Annotated in this window: 14 protein-coding genes, 1 pseudogene and 1 other annotated feature (1 of these 16 cut by a window edge); of the genes and pseudogenes, 9 read left to right on the top strand and 6 right to left on the bottom strand. The window is 40.4% G+C overall.

The window, feature by feature from the left end; translation table 11 throughout:
• Window positions 1–160: 160 nt before the first annotated feature.
• A complete protein-coding gene (gene feoB / locus ACTNB8_RS10285) occupies window positions 161–2,524 on the top strand; it encodes a ferrous iron transport protein B (protein ID WP_441054388.1) in 2,364 nt (787 codons plus the stop codon).
• Between the two features lie 18 nt (window positions 2,525–2,542).
• On the opposite strand, the gene ACTNB8_RS10280 is transcribed toward feoB, so the two are convergent.
• Window positions 2,543–3,640 carry an FtsW/RodA/SpoVE family cell cycle protein gene (locus tag ACTNB8_RS10280; protein WP_441054387.1) on the bottom strand — a complete coding sequence of 366 codons (1,098 nt, stop codon included), beginning with the start codon at window positions 3,638–3,640 and terminating at the stop codon, window positions 2,543–2,545.
• Between the two features lie 120 nt (window positions 3,641–3,760).
• Here ACTNB8_RS10280 and ACTNB8_RS10275 point away from each other — a divergent pair, with 120 nt between their 5' ends.
• A complete protein-coding gene (locus ACTNB8_RS10275) occupies window positions 3,761–4,456 on the top strand; it encodes a DNA alkylation repair protein (protein ID WP_441054385.1) in 696 nt (231 codons plus the stop codon).
• A 120-nt stretch (window positions 4,457–4,576) separates the two neighbouring features.
• Window positions 4,577–6,856, top strand: coding sequence for an Ig-like domain-containing protein (locus tag ACTNB8_RS10270; RefSeq protein ID WP_441054383.1), 2,280 nt, complete (start codon window positions 4,577–4,579; stop codon window positions 6,854–6,856).
• 63 nt (window positions 6,857–6,919) lie between these two features.
• Here the strand turns inward: ACTNB8_RS10270 and ACTNB8_RS10265 are convergent, their stop codons facing one another.
• A complete protein-coding gene (locus tag ACTNB8_RS10265) occupies window positions 6,920–7,300 on the bottom strand; it encodes a 4Fe-4S binding protein (protein WP_441054381.1) in 381 nt (126 codons plus the stop codon).
• Between the two features lie 179 nt (window positions 7,301–7,479).
• Here ACTNB8_RS10265 and ACTNB8_RS10260 point away from each other — a divergent pair.
• From ACTNB8_RS10260 to spoIIID, 3 genes and pseudogenes are all read left to right on the top strand, one after another.
• Window positions 7,480–7,621 (top strand): annotated as a pseudogene (locus ACTNB8_RS10260) (large conductance mechanosensitive channel protein MscL); the annotation flags it as partial.
• Window positions 7,622–7,788: 167 nt separating this feature from the next.
• Window positions 7,789–8,418 carry a flavodoxin family protein gene (locus ACTNB8_RS10255; RefSeq protein WP_441054408.1) on the top strand — a complete coding sequence of 210 codons (630 nt, stop codon included), beginning with the start codon at window positions 7,789–7,791 and terminating at the stop codon, window positions 8,416–8,418.
• 319 nt (window positions 8,419–8,737) lie between these two features.
• Entirely contained in the window at window positions 8,738–8,989 is a 252-nt protein-coding gene (spoIIID, locus tag ACTNB8_RS10250) for a sporulation transcriptional regulator SpoIIID (protein WP_296158111.1), read from the top strand.
• 60 nt (window positions 8,990–9,049) lie between these two features.
• Here the strand turns inward: spoIIID and ACTNB8_RS10245 are convergent, their stop codons facing one another.
• Window positions 9,050–10,150, bottom strand: a complete 1,101-nt coding sequence (locus ACTNB8_RS10245; RefSeq protein ID WP_441054379.1) for a pyridoxal phosphate-dependent aminotransferase — start codon at window positions 10,148–10,150, stop codon at window positions 9,050–9,052.
• Between the two features lie 380 nt (window positions 10,151–10,530).
• Here ACTNB8_RS10245 and ACTNB8_RS10240 point away from each other — a divergent pair, with 380 nt between their 5' ends.
• Together ACTNB8_RS10240 and ACTNB8_RS10235 are read left to right on the top strand one after the other, a co-directional pair.
• Entirely contained in the window at window positions 10,531–10,782 is a 252-nt protein-coding gene (locus ACTNB8_RS10240) for a kinase (RefSeq protein ID WP_296158108.1), read from the top strand.
• A gap of 20 nt (window positions 10,783–10,802) precedes the next feature.
• Window positions 10,803–11,357: a GNAT family N-acetyltransferase gene (locus ACTNB8_RS10235; RefSeq protein WP_441054376.1), complete on the top strand. Its 555-nt coding sequence runs from the start codon at window positions 10,803–10,805 to the stop codon at window positions 11,355–11,357.
• A gap of 22 nt (window positions 11,358–11,379) precedes the next feature.
• Here the strand turns inward: ACTNB8_RS10235 and ACTNB8_RS10230 are convergent, their stop codons facing one another.
• Window positions 11,380–12,942, bottom strand: coding sequence for a CDP-glycerol glycerophosphotransferase family protein (locus ACTNB8_RS10230; RefSeq protein ID WP_441054374.1), 1,563 nt, complete (start codon window positions 12,940–12,942; stop codon window positions 11,380–11,382).
• Between the two features lie 179 nt (window positions 12,943–13,121).
• Here ACTNB8_RS10230 and ACTNB8_RS10225 point away from each other — a divergent pair, with 179 nt between their 5' ends.
• The gene (locus ACTNB8_RS10225; protein ID WP_441054372.1) at window positions 13,122–14,228 is read left to right on the top strand and encodes an acyltransferase family protein; all 1,107 of its coding nucleotides are present in this window, start codon (window positions 13,122–13,124) and stop codon (window positions 14,226–14,228) included.
• Window positions 14,229–14,282: 54 nt separating this feature from the next.
• Here ACTNB8_RS10225 and ACTNB8_RS10220 read toward each other — a convergent pair whose 3' ends face one another.
• Together ACTNB8_RS10220 and ACTNB8_RS10215 are read right to left on the bottom strand one after the other, a co-directional pair.
• Window positions 14,283–16,358, bottom strand: coding sequence for a CDP-glycerol glycerophosphotransferase family protein (locus ACTNB8_RS10220; protein WP_441054370.1), 2,076 nt, complete (start codon window positions 16,356–16,358; stop codon window positions 14,283–14,285).
• Window positions 16,359–16,374: 16 nt separating this feature from the next.
• Window positions 16,375–17,922, bottom strand: a complete 1,548-nt coding sequence (locus ACTNB8_RS10215) for a glycosyltransferase family 2 protein (RefSeq protein WP_441054368.1) — start codon at window positions 17,920–17,922, stop codon at window positions 16,375–16,377.
• A gap of 137 nt (window positions 17,923–18,059) precedes the next feature.
• Window positions 18,060–18,164, top strand: a sequence feature (ribosomal protein L10 leader region); it runs 35 nt beyond the window's last position.

The raw sequence follows: 18,164 nt of genomic DNA, 5'->3' as shown, positions 1-18,164 counted from the left end.
AATCGGGGCTGTCGTTGAGACAGCCTCGATTTTTGTATACAGTTTTTTGTTGCAAAATTCTTTTGTTTTCTATTGACAAATATTCTCATATAGAATAGGGTTAGTGTATGCTAATGATAAAAAATATCAATAAAATACAAAAGAAAAAGAGGAAGCAGATATGACATCATTAAGAGAACTGCCTATTGGAAAAACTGCTACAATACGTTCTGTTGGTGGAGAGGGAGCTCTGAGACAACATTTCCTGGATATGGGGCTGATTCCGAAGGGCGATGTGACCATGGTGAAATATGCACCTATGGGAGATCCTATGGAATTACGTATTCACAGTTATGAACTGACACTGCGTCTTGCTGATGCAGAAAAAATAGAGATAGAAAATATACGTGATGCAGAACCAAATAAAGAAACATCCGCTGCCCGAAAGGTAAGATCAGCAGATAAGTTTCCACATCCGGGACTGGGAGAAGGCGGTAAGTTTCATGTAAAAGAAACAGAACATCCTCTTCCAGAAAACGAAACACTGACTTTTGCACTTGCAGGAAATCAGAACTGTGGAAAGACTACATTGTTTAATCAGCTGACGGGATCCAGTCAGCATGTAGGTAACTTTCCGGGAGTAACTGTAGACCGTAAAGATGGATGCATCAGAGGAAAAAACAATACGCTTGTTACAGACCTTCCGGGAATTTATTCCATGTCTCCATATTCCAGTGAAGAGATTGTAACCAGAAATTTTGTTCTGGACGAACATCCAAAAGGCATTATTAATATTGTAGATGCCACGAATATTGAGCGAAATCTGTACCTGACCATGCAGCTGATGGAACTGGATATTCCTATGGTTCTTGCATTAAATATGATGGATGAAGTCAGGGAAAACGGAGGCTCAATCCTCGTTAATGAAATGGAGGAACTGCTGGGAATACCGGTTGTTCCTATTTCAGCAGCAAAGAACGAGGGAATTGATGAACTTGTAGAGCATGCCCTCCATGTTGCAAAATATCAGGAAAAACCCGGAAAAATTGACTTCTGTGATGCAAATGAAGATGGTGGTGCTGTACACAGATGTCTTCATGCGATTATGCATCTTATTGAAGACCATGCAAAAGCAGCCAGAATACCGGTACGTTTTGCAGCTGCCAAACTTGCTGAGGGTGATCAGCTGATTCTCGACAGTCTGGATCTGGATAAGAACGAAAAGGAAATGCTGGAGCACATTGTTGTACAGATGGAAAATGAGAGAGGACTTGATCGTGCAGCGGCTATTGCCCACATGCGTTTTGATTTCATTGAAAGAGTTTGTGATGAAACAGTAGTTAAGCCAAAAGAAAGCAAAGAACATCTGCGAAGTGTAAAGTTCGACAAAATCTTAACTGGAAAATATACAGCAATTCCGTGTTTTGTAGGAATTATGGGGCTTGTATTTTACCTGACATTTGGTGTTATCGGAGCATTCCTTCAGAATATCCTTGACATGGGGATTACAGCTCTGGGCAATATAGTGGATCAGTGGATGACTGCTTCTAATGTAAACAGTGTGCTTCATTCGCTTGTGATTGATGGAATATTTAACGGCGTTGGAAGTGTGCTGAGTTTCCTTCCGATTATTGTAACACTGTTCTTCTTCCTGTCACTTCTCGAAGACAGTGGATATATGGCCAGAGTTGCGTTTGTTATGGATAAACTGCTTCGTAAAATTGGTCTTTCAGGCAGAAGTATCGTGCCTATGCTTGTCGGATTTGGCTGTACAGTGCCGGGGGTTATGGCAAGTCGTACACTGCCGTCAGAACGTGACCGAAAAATGACCATATTGCTGACACCATTTATGAGTTGTTCAGCAAAACTTCCTATTTATGCTTTTTTCACAGCAGCATTCTTTCCGCATAATGGAGCTGTCGTGATGATCACACTGTATTTTGGCGGAATCATAATGGGAATTCTTATGGCGCTCCTTCTCAGAAAAACCCTGTTCAGTGGTGAAGCAGTACCATTTGTTATGGAACTTCCAAATTATCGTATGCCGGGTGCCAAGAATGTTGGGCATCTTCTCTGGGATAAGGCAAAAGATTTCCTTCAGAGAGCTTTTACAGTTATTTTTATGGCAACTCTGGTTATTTGGTTCCTTCAGACATTTAATTCTCACCTGAATATTGTTTCTGATTCCAAAGACAGTATTCTGGCTATGGTTGCCGGTGTGATCGCACCGATATTTAAACCAATGGGATTTGGTGACTGGAGAATTTCCACAGCACTGATCACAGGATTCATGGCTAAGGAAAGCGTAGTATCCACTTTATCTATTCTCTTTGGAAATACAGCTGCACTTCTTTCATGCATTACACCGCTTTCAGCAGCAAGTCTCCTTGCGTTTTGTCTGCTGTATACACCGTGTGTGGCTGCGATTGCTTCGATCAAAAGAGAACTTGGTAGTAAGTGGGCAATATTTGTAGTGATTGCCCAGTGTGTGATCGCATGGTTGGTATCGCTTATTGTATATGTCATCGGAAACCTGATTTTCTAGGCAGACCGGAGACGTCTGTCATCCGAATTTTTTCTGTCGGCTGACATTGAGAGCAAGGCCGATTTCTCCAAGGAGAAAGACGACAGAAGTTCCTCCATAGCTGAAAAAGGGCAGAGTAATACCTGTGTTTGGAATTGTGTTGGTGACGACTGCAATATTAAGAATCACCTGTATGGCGAGATGTCCCATAATCCCGGCAGCAACAAGTGCACCAGTGAGCGTGCGGGCATGCATGGAGATGACGCAGAGTCTCCACAGCAGAAGCCCAAAAACAATTATCAGGGAAATCGAGCCGACAAGGCCGAATTCTTCACATATAATAGAAAAGATCATGTCATTCTGGGCTTCGGGAACGAAGCCCAGTTTTTGTAATCCGTTGCCAAAACCCCGCCCAAAAAGACCGCCGCTTCCGATTGCATATAAACCTTGAATTGTCTGGAATCCCTTTTCAAATTTTTCTGGATTGCGCCATATTGCAAGACGTTCCAGGCGGTAGCTTTCGGCCGCCAGAAAGACAGCAATAAATCCGACTCCTGCACAGGCAGGGCCGATAAACTGAATGTATCCCGGACTGGAAACAAACACAAGAATAACACCAATTCCCAGAATAATAATAGCTGTGCTCAGATTATTGGAGCCTACCAGCCCTACGATTGGGAGAAGTGACAGCATTGTGCGGCAAAGAAACCAGAAACTGCCGGTTTTCTTTTGGGTTCGTTCAATTTGCCAGGTGAGAAAGAGGATAACAGCAACTTTGGCAAATTCAGATGGCTGAAAAGAGAGCGGACCAAAGGAAAGCCAGCGCCTGGAACCGTTGATCTCCTGTCCGACCAGAAGAACTGCGGTAGACAGAACCATGGACAGAAGATAAGCAGCAGGCGCAAGGCGGATGAAAAAGTGGTAATTGATGGAAGAGACTACATACATAACACCCAGTCCAAGAGCTGTTGCAAATAATTGCTTTCTGAAATAGTAGGCAGAGTCATGAAAACGGACTCTGCCGTTATATTCACTTGCGCTGAAAAGGACGAGAAGTCCTGTTGTTACCAGAATAAGAACCAGTGTAAGCAGAAGCGTATCCGGTTTTGAAAAAGCTTCGGATTTTTTTTCGGGCATGGCAGACTCCGACAGTAATAGTATCTGTTTATATTATGACAGAAGAGAATAAAGTAGACGGAGAATGTCTGATGAGGTACAATAGAAGAACAAAAGTTCTGGGTAAAGGAGAGAGAAATCATGTATCATAAAGAACAACTGCAGAAGGAACTGTTTGCTTTGCAGGATTTGAAATACCGTGATTTTCACAGCAAACTGCTTCCAGGAGTCGATAAGGAAACAATTATAGGAATCCGTACACCGGTTCTTCGCAAATTTGCAAAAGAATTCAGTAAAAGAAAAGAAGCAGAAGAATTTTTACAGGATCTTCCTCATCAGTATTACGAGGAAAACAATCTGCACATGATGATCATTACAGGAATAAAGGATTACGATAAATGTCTGGAAGAAATAAAGAAATTTGTACCGTACATAAATAACTGGGCAACCTGTGACCTTCCTCTTCCGAAATGCTTCGGTAAACACAAAGAAGAACTGCTTCCACAGATACGTGAATGGATTGCATCTGACCATACATACACGATACGTTATGGACTGGGAACGCTGATGAGCCTTTATCTGGATGAGGATTTTAAACCGGAATATCTGGAACTTGCAGCGTCTGTCCGTTCAGAAGAATATTATGTAAACATGATGATTGCCTGGTATTTTGCCACTGCGCTGGCAAAACAATGGGAAGCTACAGTCCCTTATATTGAACAGAGAAAACTACCACAATGGGTCCACAGAAAGACCATACAGAAGGCAGTGGAGAGTTACCGGATAACATCGGAGCAGAAGACATATCTGAAAAGTTTCAGAAGAGAAGAAAAATAATCTGATTTTAAATAGCCAAAAAAGTGGAATTTATGATAAGAAAGTGCTATCCTTAGACTTGTATGGACGGGAGCATTTGTTTCCGAAAAATTTTTATATGTTTTAGGGAGGAAAAGAATTATGAAGAAGAAATATCTTGCATTATTTCTTGCAGCGGCAATGACTGTAACCAGTCTGGAATCAGCTGTACTTGTAAGTGCAGAGGACTTCAGTACAGAAAGTTCCGAAGAGATTACTTTGGATGAAGAGGAAGAAAGCACAGATGTTTCCACGGAAGACACTGATGATGAGGAAATTCAGCCTGAAGTAGAAACAGAAGAAATTGCAGTCGGTGAAGCGGATGATTTTACCAGTGAAGAAGAACTGGATGATGCGAAAGGTGATGTAAAGGTTACATCAATTTCTTTCAATGTAGAAGGAAGCAGAAAGGTTCTTTATACTGGTGTGATTGATTCTTTAGGAGACATAACAGTTACCATTAAATACAGTGATGGTTCGACGGATTCTTATAATTTAAATGACTGGGCTGTGTATACAGATAAAAATGGGAACAAATTCACATCAGAAGTGGTAGATGAAAAAGGTGCGTCACGGCCGTTGAGTGATGTAACAGATTCCTGGACTGGAATATGTAAGCTGGAAGCCGGAAATTATAAGCTTGTGATAAATGAATATTCTGAGATGGCTAAGTATGAGTTTGAAGTAAAAAATCTGGAAGATGATACATCAAGACAGATAAGGGAAGGTTCTAATACCGTTACATTTGGCGGCAGATCAGAAGCGTATTACTGGTTTAAGCCAGCTGCCGATGGAATATATGTAATAAATGGTAGTGCTTCAGATAGCCTGGAATATGTAGAAATCTGGAAGAAAAATGCAGAAGGACAATATGAGGTTGTTTCAGAAGAGTCGTATTTTACTCTGAAAAAAGACACAACTTATATGGTGCAGTTAGTTGAGGATGAGTTCAGTAAAGAAACAACGTCTTTCGAGTGTAAAGTCAGTAAAGCAGATATTACAGGTCTGAGCTTTATACCGGCCGGTATGGAGAGAACACCAGAGGGGATTTTTGTAAAAGGAACAGTGACCTGGACGTACGGAGATGGAAAATCTTATAACGTAGAAATAAACAGCCAGTATGACTGGGGTGGCGCTACTGCACCGGCAATAGATCCTGTATATGAGATTCCTGTTGATGCAGAATATACAGCTCAGGATGGAACAACAAAATGGAATCCAATATCCTTTGATGCAGGATCTAAGGTAACAGTAACATTTAAAGTTGGAAATATAAGCACAGAGCCATGCACAATGACAATTCCGGGAGCACTCGATCTCAGTAAATACCCGGAACTGACAGAAGGTACAAATACAATCACAGGGGCAGATAGTAACCATTATGAATGGTTCAGATTTACACCAAAAGATACTGCAAGCTATTCTTTTATAGCAGATATAGATACATTTCATCTGTGGCAGCGTGCAGTGGATGAGCAGGGACGTCCTCAGCCGTGGTCTTACTGGAGCACAGCGGGAGATAAGATAGATCATGCTTTTATTGCAGGCGGAAAAACTTATCTGATAGGTCTCAGGGCAGTTGGAACAAATACTACAGGAACTTTTGAAATCGCAAGAAGAACTCTGGAAGGCTGTTCCTGGAAAACTATAAAGAATACACAGGCAACCTGTACGGCAGTGGGAGAGAAAGTAGAGTCCTGCAGCGTACATAAGGGAGAAACAAGAACAACCGTATATCCGGCAGGAAATCATAAATTAAGCTGGAAAGTTACAAAAGAACCTACAGTATCAGAAACAGGTAAAAAAATCCAGCAGTGTTCTGTGTGTGGAAAGACTGTAGCCGAAGAAACAATCAGTAAACTTGCTCCAAAAGTAATGCTCAGTGTGAAAGTAAGAAAAACAATTCCGCTGAAAGTGAAACAGTCTTATGCAGTAAAAGTATCTGATCTGGCAAAGGGTGACAAAGTCGTTTCATGGACAAGCAGTAATAAAAAGGTAGTAACTGTATCCGCTTCAGGAAAGCTTAAAGGTAAAAAGGCAGGAACAGCAAAAATTACAGTTAAACTTGCAAGTGGCTATTCTGTATGGTTTAAAGTAAAAGTACAGAAAGCAAATGTAAAAACCACTTCACTGAAAGTAATAAATAAAGCTACAGGCAAGAAAGCAGCCAAAAAAATTACGCTGAAACGTAAAGCAAAACTCAGCCTCAGTGCTGTTACAGCACCTGTAACAAGCAAGGAAAAAGTAACCTTTGCCTCTTCCAACAAAAAAGTTGCGACAGTAACTTCAAAAGGTGTGGTCACAGCCAAAAAGAAAGGCACAGCAGTAATTACCGTCAAATCCGGTAAGAAATCTGTAAAGATTAAAGTCCGTGTAAAATAAATTTATTACAAGATTACCCCTGGTTCATTCGAACCAGGGGTAATCTTATGTAAGGAATTAAAATCAGTCTTCGACTACTTCAAGTACATCCATTGGACATGCCTTTGCGCAGATGCCACAGGCAATACATTTGGAAGCCGGATTTCCTTCGGTTTTAACGATCAGACCAAATGGACAAGCCTCAGCACATTTGCCACATCCTGTACATTTCTTTTTGTTGATCATATAAACGCCTTTGGCATTCTGGGTGATTGCACCCTCCGGACAAGCTTCAGCGCATTTACCGCACTGTGGGCAGGTCATAGGACGAACAGTTTTCTTTTCTGTGATCTCCAGACATGCCAGTCCAGGATCATCTGCTTTGTAGAAAGCCTGAGAACATGCCATAACACATTCCAGACAGGCCATACAGGTACTTCCCTTTTTAACTTTAAGTTTTTTCATTGAGATATCCTCCGCTTTTTTCTTTCTATTTTAACATTAATGAACATTTTTCTCAACAAATGCTTGGTATATTTTTCACAAAATATTTCTGAAATCAGATGAAAAAGTAGTATTTATAGTGAGAATATGTGTTAAAATGGAAATGTGCAAATCCAAACTTATTAAAGGGGAAACGAAAGATGAAAAAGTTTATTGAAGAATTCAAAGCCTTTGCACTGAAAGGAAATGTGATGGATATGGCAGTTGGTGTTATTATCGGAGGTGCTTTTTCCGGTATCGTTACATCCCTGACGGACAACTTTATCAATCCCATACTGAATGTTCTGACTGGCGGAGCTACATATACGGTAACAGATATTGCTGGTTTTGCATCAAGCTTTATTTCTGCGGTGGTGAATTGTCTGTCCTTACTGCCAGAGCGAGATCAGTATAAAGGCAACACGTTGCCCGCATTGCACATCAATTCTTGAAGAGACAAAAGGAGAATGATAATGGATAAATTAAAAGTTCTGATACTTAATGGAAGTCCAAGAGCGGATGGAAATACAGCAGTTGCACTTCGTGAAATGGAAAAAATTTTTGAGGAAAATGGAATAGAGGTAGAAACTGTGCAGATTGGAAACAAAGCTGTGAGAGGCTGCGTTGCATGTAATACCTGTGCGAAAAACGGTAAATGTGTATTTGATGATGTAGTTAATGAGCTTGCACCGAAATTTGAGGAGGCTGACGGTCTTGTAGTTGCAAGCCCGGTATATTATGCGTCAGCAAATGCTACATTGGTTGCCTGTCTTGATCGGCTTTTTTACAGCACACACTTTGATAAAACAATGAAAGTCGGTGCAAGTATTGCCTGCGCCAGAAGAGGCGGCTGCTCTGCAACTTTTGATGAACTGAATAAATACTTCACAATTTCCAATATGCCAATAGCACCAAGCCAGTACTGGAACAGCATTCATGGCCGTATGGCAGGAGAAGCCGAACAGGATGGCGAAGGAAAGCAGACAATGCGTACACTTGCCAGAAATATGACTTTTCTTATGAAGAGCATAGCCCTTGGGAAAGAACAGTTTGGCCTTCCGGAAAAAGAAGAGCGTATAGCGACACATTTTATAAGATAGGAATTGATATAATTTATACCATTCAAGAATGCCGCTGCATTCTTGCTGCGAGATGCGCGTCATGCAATGCATGACATACTTCTTCTGCGCATCTCTGCAATCCTGCCGGAGGCTATATCAGATGGGGGATTGACTCCCACCACTGATACTGGTTTGTTTCTCGCCACCTACAGAGGTGGGAGTCATCTCACATCTGATATATGCATAAATTGGGCATCTGGCAGATGTTTTTGTTCTGAAAAGAGTTTTCTATCCCCACACATACCCTCAAACCCCTCTGCATACACTGTAAAAACAGCGTCTTCGGAGGCTTTTGGCAGTGAAAGATTACATCGAGGAGCGTGCAGTGGAAATTGCATATTATATTATTGAAAGCGGGGCGACGGTAAGACAGACAGCGAAGAAATTTGGGATTAGCAAAAGTACGGTACATAAAGATGTTACAGAACGACTCCTTCAGATCAATCCTTCTCTTGCTGGTGAAGCAAGAAAAATACTGGATATAAACAAAGAAGAGAGACATATTCGTGGTGGACTTGCCACAAGGGAAAAATATCGTCACAAATTATAATCATGCATAAAAATTCCGGCACCTGTCAGGGTGATATTCCCATCACAGATGCCGGTTTTTTTACTTTTGAACACATTCCCTGAGTGACTGTATCAGCCGGGAATTATCTTCCGGCATCATAATACAGAATCTTACAAATTCACCCTCCAGACACTGAAAAGAAGCACAGTCGCGGATCATGAGTCCTTTTTTAATACAGGATTCAAACACATCAGATGATGTGAGTTCGGGTTTCTGAATTTTCAGCAGCAGAAAGTTGGCATAAGCCGGAAAAACTTTATATTCAGGAATGCTCTGAAGCTCTTTGTACAGCCGGTCACGTTCAGAAAGAATCAGATTTCGAGTTCTGTTGATGTACTCAGAGTCCTGAAGCATAAGCTCTCCGGCATAGGCGCCAAGGCTGTTCAGAGACCATGGAGTCTGCTTTTCTTTCATTTTGGAAAGAAATTTCATATTTCCTGTAATACCATATCCGAGACGCATTCCAGGCGCTGCAAAAAACTTCGAGACGCCACGGAGGACCATGAGATTTGTGAATTCTCCGGTAAGTGGAACAGCAGTTATTTCGGAGATATCCGGAGCGAATTCCACATAAGTTTCATCAATCATTACAAAAATATTCCGAGGTTCACAAAATGCGAGTATTTTGCGCATGTCTTTCTGCAAAATAGCAGATGAAGTTGGATTATTCGGATTGCAGAGAATCAGAAAATCATATCCACCGTCTTCGAGTGTATGACAAAGATCGTCAATATCCAGAGAAAAATCATCACGTTCCTGAAGATGATAGTATTCCTGAGTGCTTCCTGAAAAAGAAAGTTCTCTTGAATATTCGGAATAAGTTGGACCGAGTATCAGAGTTTTCTTTGGCGCTTTCTGTTCGATCAGAAGTGAAATCAGTTCACTGGATCCGTTTCCCGGAAGAATAAAATCAGCCGGAATATCACAGTATTCAGAGATTACATTACGAAGAGATGTGTAATTTCTGTCCGGATAAGAGGAAAAAATATCTATATGAGCAGCGAGAACTTTTTTAACATTTTCAGAAAGTCCAAGTGGATTGACGTTTGCACCGAATTTAATGATGTCTTCTTTTTTTAAATGATAATAACTGCATATCTTTTCTATATCACTGCCATGAAAAACCATTTTTGTTGTCATAAGTGTGTACACTTCCTTTTATAAAAATCATCTCCAAACATTGTAAAGCATTATAAGGCTGTCCGCAATATCCAGTTATTCAAATATTACAGAGGGCAAAACGCCTCGCGGGATATTGCCTGTGAACAGTTATAAACATTGACATTAAATGCAGGAGAGTATATGCTGATTTTATATCAGATGTGAGATGACTCCTACCTCTGTAGGTGGCGAGCAACAAATCAGTATCAGTGGTGGGAGTCAATCCCCCATCTGATATAGCCTCCGGCAGGATTGCAGAGATGCGCAGAAGAAGTATGTCATGCATTGCATGACGCGCATCTCGCAGCAAGAATGCAGGGGCATTCTTGAATGTTGTTACAGATGGAGGAAATCGTAAAATGAGATTAGAAAAAGTACAAAATGCTCTGGATCAGAAAAATATCAAGTTTGAATATACGGAAGAAGATGGCTGCGGAAGTCTGGATTTTATGTTCAGAGGCCTGAGTTTTCATGTATGGGAATACCATGATGGCGTATGGGGAGCAGAAACAAATATCTATGCAGCAGGACGAAGTGAGGATATTGAGGGTGATTATGAAGAAAAAATTGCCCGGGAAATTCTTTCATGGCCGGATATGATCAATAATTAATAAGTAGAAGAGGTATTCACATGCAGTTGAAAAACATATATAAAGATGGTCAGAAATTTGAAAAAAATGTCTGTGAACTGTACGAAGAAGCGTTTCCGGAATCGGAAAAAAAGCCCTGGACAGTTATGGAAGAACTTGTAAAACAGAATAAAATGGAGATATTGGCAATAGAAAAAGAAGATGAATTTATCGGACTGGCGATTAATCTGATAGATGGAGAAACGGCACTTCTGGACTACTTTGCAATTGATCCGGAGAAGAGAAACTGTGGATATGGGGGTGACTGTATCCGTACTTTATTAGAGAAATTCCGTGATAAAAAGTACATCTTTGAAATAGAAATGCAGGATGAAAATGCAGAAAATGCCGAAGATCGAAAACGTCGAAAAGCATTTTATCTGAGAAATGGACTGAAAGAAACAGGGCTGTTTGCAAATGTTTATCAGGTGGATTTTGAGATGCTGACACCTGACGGCAGTCTTTCATATGAGCAGTATACAGGATTTCTTGAGCGTGTTCTCGGGAAGGAATATCTTTGTTTCCTTAATCCTGTGCTGATACAACAAAGGGGCTGAAAAGCCCCTCTGTACTTCTGAATCAGTATCCCTTTTGCAGGATAAAATCACAGGTACGTTTGCAGTTTTCGTGATCGCGATAGGCAAAATAATCCTTGCGCATAGCCGCATACTGAGGTTTTTCCTGGAAATTATTTGCAGTATATTCGCTGATCAGGCGGATCAGCTCTTCTTTCGTTGTACATCTTTCCCCGTACAATTCTTTTTCCATATCAATATAACTTCCATTTGTTTCGTTGTATTCTTTCAGATCAAACTGATAAAAAAGTATAGGCTTTTCCATATAATAAATATCCCAGGAAACGCTGGAATAGTCTGTAATAAGCATGGAACAGTCCATGAGAATCTGGTTTAGAGGAATCTTTCCAAACGGAATCAGTTCTATATTCTGACTTTCAGAATGAAAATTTACCAGATATTCACGAAGTTTTGGGTGGATATAAAAGATAAGTTTCATATCCTGTTCGCAGAGAAAATCCTGCAGGTTTTTATCTGCCAGAAGGTCTGAATAATGACGGAAATACTGGCTGCTGCAGAACACTTCAGCACTTTGATCTTCCAGCCATGAACGCCAGGTAGGCATTACAAGAATCTGTTTTGGGCAGGTCTTTGAATGATCTTCCAGCATGTCCCAGCGACAGAGTCCGGTTACAGGAACCTGTTCCGGAGTATAGCCGAATTCATTAACAATAATATTCTTTTCGAATTCAGAAGATGCGGTGAAATAAGTCATGGAACTGGAACCGTTTTTACCGAAAAGATTTTCCACACGTTTCAGTGCCAGTACACCATGCTGCAGGAAATAAATATCATGCTTGTTAATCTCGCGTGAAATCACATTAGGCTTTGGCTGCCAGGCGTAGGCGTGATTACGGCTGTCTGAGGCAACATAAATGTCTGCCAGCAGGAGATAAAGCATGTGTCTGAAACTCATAAATGAAATGACATTACCAGCATATTTTTGTGTCAGATTCCACTGGGCAGAGTTTCGGTCAAGGATAAAAAAGGTGTTCTTTCGGCGTTCTTCCGGCAGGTTTTCCATGCAGTACTGAAAGAAATAAAAGCCGTTATCCTGGGCTGCAATACAGTATTTTTCATAAACAAGCCAGATATGTTTATTCCTGAAAAGAGGCCGTAATAATTTGGAGAGGCCCAGTGCACAGAATTCTTTCAGGCGGTTCAGATTACTGTCATATGGTGACAATGGGCGACAGCGAAGGATAAAACGATGCCCTACGCTTCCCATGGGGAAGAGAATCATCTTGTCACGGATGATCTGGTAATTTCCAAGGAGAAGTTTCATTCTCAATTTGCCGGGAAGAACTGTGTTTGCAACTGTTCCATCTGAAAGATGTACAAGGATATCCCAATCACCTTCTGTAAAGCTGAAAGAAGCAGTATCCAGTGATGCAGAGACCATCCCGGACTTTTCATTGCTGCAACGGAATGGTACCGTTGCCGGATGCGAGGGATTGCAGCTGACCAGATTCACCTGAAGAATACTGGAACAATTCGGATTTTCGAGTGATATATAAAGAAATTTCTTCCTGATTTTAAGTTCAGTTATTTTTATTTCTGATTCCATTGGAACTCCTTTTTATAGGAAAAATAATAAATATCGAGTGTTTTTTATAATTTTATCTGAACAGGATGTAATTGTCAAAGGATTGTTACAGTTCATTTATTGTCGGGACAGGATATCTATGTTAAAATAAATCAGTCGGATTAAAAGAGAAAACAACGTAACGATAAAGGGAGAACGTTATGAATTATAAATTTACCAAAAATGACACACTTACAGTTAAAGGTGTGGCCATTTTCTTTCTGCTATGTTATCACTGCTTCTCGAGCGTGGACAGGCTTTATGGTGCGACTGTAAGCTTCTGGCCGCTGTCTCAGGAGGCCGCAATGGCAATCAGCCGCTGTATGATCCAGTGTGTTGGCATGTTTGCATTTCTGTCTGTCTATGGACTGACGTTGTCGCTGAAAAAACAATATGAGGATTATGAGTTCACTGGAAAACAGGCTGCAGGATTTGTAGTGAAACGCTATCTGCATCTGGTATTTACCTTTTTGATACCCTATTTTTTCTGCTTTTTTGTTACATATGGTCTTGGATATCACAGATACAATAATGGAACCTGGGCGAATATTTTCAGTATGATCACAGATATCTTGTGTGTGGGAAGACTGACTGGAAGCAGGATGTTGATTCCTACATGGTGGTACCTGAGTCTGGAAGTAATGCTGATAGTTTTTCTTCCTTTTGCAGTGAGATTTTACAAAAAATACAGCTGGCTCACAGTACTTATGGTGCTGGTTCCGGGATGTTTTCTTATAGAAAAACATTCACCGCTGACCATGTATCTTTTTACAGTTCCACTGGCAGTATGTTTTGCAGATCAGCACGTTTTTGAACGACTGAAAGCGTATAAATTTGTCGAAAATAAGGTATTAAACAAGATTTTGAAATTCCTGCTTTCTACAGTTCCACTTCTTGTAATGTGCAGACTATTTGACAGTACATGGGGGATTGAACATTTCGAGTTCCTGCTGAATGGCCTGATTCCGGTGTTTGTTATCTACTGGGTGTATGAATTTATTGTAGACATTCCTGGACTTCATCAGTGCCTGGAATTTATTGGAAAGCATTCAGGAGATATTTTCTATACACATACTTTTGTAAGAGGCCTTTGGTGGACTGATATTACGTATTCTTTCGGACAGGCATGGAAGATTTTCCTGTTTGTGCTGCTTGTCAGTATTGCAATTTCTGTTTTTTATGATGTTCTGCGAAAGCTTTTGCGTTTCAACCAGATCACGGGCAGATTTACAGGTTTTGTATTAAACTGGATAGAAAAAACTATATAAAAAAAGTGTGATGTATACGGAAATTTCCGATAGCATCACACTTTTTATATTGGGTTATTTAAAATAATTTTTTATGCATTCGCAGACACGTTTACTGTGATTTCTGTCGATGGTTGTGAAATATTCATGACGCATTTTTTCATATTGAGGATACATTTTGAAGTTATTCTGAATCTGTTTTTCAAAGAGATTAAGAAGATCATCAGCTGTTTCGGCACGGTCACCGAAAAGCTCTGTGTGCATGTCAATATAACTTCCCTCAGCTTCTTCGTAAGTATCCAGATCAAACTGATAGAAGATAACAGGTTTATCCTGATAAAATACATCCCAGCTGACACTTGAATAATCAGTGATCAGCATGCGGCAGCGCATCAGCATTTCGTTTACAGGTATGTCCCCAAAGGTGAGCAGGTGAACTCTGTTATTGGCAGAACGAAATGTACCCATATGATTCTGGAATTTCGGGTGTAGATAGAAGTTTACCTGCAGATCATATTTCTCAAGAATATCGGCAAAACGCGGTGAATTCAGCAGTGCCATATAGCTTCGGAAATAGAGACTCTGTTCAAAATCATTATCGGAAATGATCTCCATGGAGTATCGCCAGGTTGGCATAATAAGTACTTCGCGGCTTCCCTGAGATTTGTCTTCGAGAACATCCCAACGGGGAAGACCGGTGTTGATAACCTGTTCAGGGTCGTAACCGAGATTATCAATAACGATCTGGCGTTCCCGGTCTGTTGAAACTACAAAAAGATCACATCCCAGTTTCATTCCTTTGGTAAAAGAAGGTACACGTTTGAAAGAAATAACTCCATGCTGCAGGAAAACAGAGGAAACTTTTTTCAGATAACGGTTAAAAATACTGTGTCTGCTTTTAAATGCGTAGGAGTGATATCTGGAGTCTGAACTTATGATCAGCTCAGCTGCCTGGGTATAGATCATATGGCGTATGCTCATGAAATCAATAACTCTGTTGGAGTACGGTTCAAGTTTATGACGGTCAGGAGAATCTTTGGTGATGATATAATAGATTTTCCTGCCGAGATTTTTTTCTTCGTTTTCGTCCATACAGTGTTTGAAGAAACAATATCCACTTTCCTGAGCCTGCTCGGAATATTTTTCACATACAAGTGCAATGTGCTGCTTTTTCCAGTAAGGTTTTGAAAGTTTATACAGAAGAATTGCAGTCAGTTCTTTGAAAACAATATCCAGCCCATCGTATTTAACGCGCTCTCTGTAAACAAGAGCGAGTGTTTTTGCACCGGTATAATACGGATAAAGGAAAAATCCATCCTTGCCCGGATAATAGCCATTGTAGAGAAATTTATTGTACATACGTGCAGCTGTATCCATGGCAATTGAAGTAGTGCACAGTTTACCGTCAGAAGGCAGACGCAGCTGAACACGGATATCCCAGTAAATACTCTGCCATTCTATTGTACTCATATCAAAAGATACGGTTATGTGGAGAAGATTTCCGCGGCGGACACATTTAAGCGCCTGAAAGTCAGCAGTCCTCGCATCCTGCGGCAGAACGTGACGAAATTCCAGATAAGTCTTGGTATATTCATAAATGTCAGGATCCAGAATATAGGAAATCTTCAGAGTTTTGCCATGCATGGAAATTCTTTTTAATTTGCAGGTCATTGTAAGATTTAGATAATAACTGCGAAGACAGAACATGGAAGCCAGCTGATGCCCCTCATCAGGGTAAAGGAAAACCATGTATTCTTCAGGTTGTACACCATTTTCTTTCTGATACCAGAGATTTTCTGCAATGACTGTACGTGGAAGCGTGTCTATTTTCAGAAGATGAGAGTTTCTCTGTTGATCCTGTGTTGCGATAAGGAAAAAGTAAAAAGTCCGTCGGTTCAGAATTTCCGGTGTTGCCATGGGAGCCATATCAACTGTAATCTCAGAAGCGTTTTTTTGCTCAAAAGAAAGAGGAACTTCTACATGAGTGGTAGGATGCCAGGCAAGCAACTCGATTTTTTCGTAAGCGTCAGCGGAAAAATTCTGCAAAGTCAGTGTGACGGAAGTCCCATCGGTGGAAAGCCGGGTTATGTTGACCAGATTACCTTCGGGAAGACTGCCAATCACAGATGCATTAATAGTTTGATCGTTCATAATTCCTCCATTAAGATTATTTGCGAAAAGATTTTATACGTTTTTTTATTTTAAAAGATAATTTTTCAGAATCAGGTTTCAGCGTATTTACCAGAAAATACCTGGTCAGATACAGCTGGTGTTTGTCCAGAAGATATGAAACATGATTTTCATCCAGAGACGGATCATCTGCAAAATTATTACCCTTGAAGATCTTTTTGAACCGGACAGTGTGAGAATCATATTTCAGACAAATATCCACCAGAATGGTTTTCTTTAACTCAGAAAACGGGATTTTGGCATCAAAGTCCCAGAACTGAGCAAGAAGTTTACCTGTGTAAACAAAAGTTTCGTCAGTATTTCTGTGAAAATTGCAGGAGATTTCTCTTCGCTGGCCATCACCAGAAGTCAGACGCAGAAAAATTTTCTCGGGTTCAGGAAAACGTGAGTTTATCTTGACAGAACCAGATATGATCAGTTCTTTTTTATCGGCAGACAGTGAGTTCAGCCTGGCAGTATAAACGGACATTGGGCGTGTTGCAATGCCATTATACTGAATGTAAGCATCCTCGTCATGGTCAGAATAAGTAAGAATTCCTGTGCCGCAGGCTGATTTCATGGAAATAGCATTGTCCTTTTGTTCCATGCTCATATTTTTCTGTTCCATTATAATAGAAGCATCTATATATTCCAGAAATTTACTGAGAAGCTCCGTGAATTCAGTCAGTTCATCATGACTGAGGATATCAGTCGGAAGTTCCTTCATGCGGAAAAATCCCTGCATTTCGTACATAAGGTTGAACTGAACAAAGGCGGGAATAATGCCACAGCGTTTTTGCGCTTCATGAATTGACCAGAAACTATAGCTTCTGATATGGTCAATATACCAGGCTTTATTCTGCCAGCATGTATTGGTAGCAGAATTCAGGTCACTGCGTACACGATAATAATAAGCGGCACCAGGTACAATTCCGTATTTGGGATTGTCCAGGAGAATGTCCATGATAAGCTTGGCATCTTCTGAATATTTCAGAGAGGTGTCAAAATTTCTGGAAATAAGAACTTCATTTTTGAAGAATGCAGATGCTCCTGACATTTGCACATACCAGTATTTATCTTCAAGATCAATAATCTGATTTTTTTTATCATCAAATTTGTAATTAAGACGGTGACCACCTTCTTTACTTTCGAAGAAATAGAGCGGAATGGAAACAAGGTCTACCTGATCATCCACTGTGCTGAAGTAGTCATATACAGCGGATAAAGTGTTCGGCGATATTTTATCATCGGAGTCCATAAAGTTGATATAACGGCCTTCTACGTGTTTCAGACCTTCGTTACGTGCGGAGGAAACTCCACCGTTGGTTTTGTGAATCACTTTAATATTGGAAGGGTATTTGGCCTGATACTCATCACAGATCTGTCCTGAATTATCCGGAGAACCGTCATCGACCAGAATCAGCTGAACTGATTCCTGAAATCCGATATCCTGTCCGAGGAGGCTGTCAATTGCCTCTGCCAGATAATTTTCCACATTATATACAGCAACAACAACTGAAAATTTATAAGGGTAATTCTTTTTCATATCCATCATACTTCTCCTTAAGTGATGAAAATATATTATCATATAATGATATCTGGGTCAAAAGGTCTGAAGCCATATATGATAAAAATATAAAAAAGAATGAAAATAAGGCTTGACAACAGAAAAACGATATGCTATTGTACTACAGAACGCTGCCGAAGACAGTAGGTGCCGTAAGGCATAAGGATTAAAACGCCTACCGAGGACTTAGTATTCTTATTTATGAAAGATTACAGAAGACC

It is taken from the genome of Blautia sp. HCP28S3_G10, from assembly GCF_052065235.1.
Lineage (GTDB): Bacteria > Bacillota > Clostridia > Lachnospirales > Lachnospiraceae > Blautia_A.
This window is presented reverse-complemented; position numbering and strand designations above follow the sequence as displayed.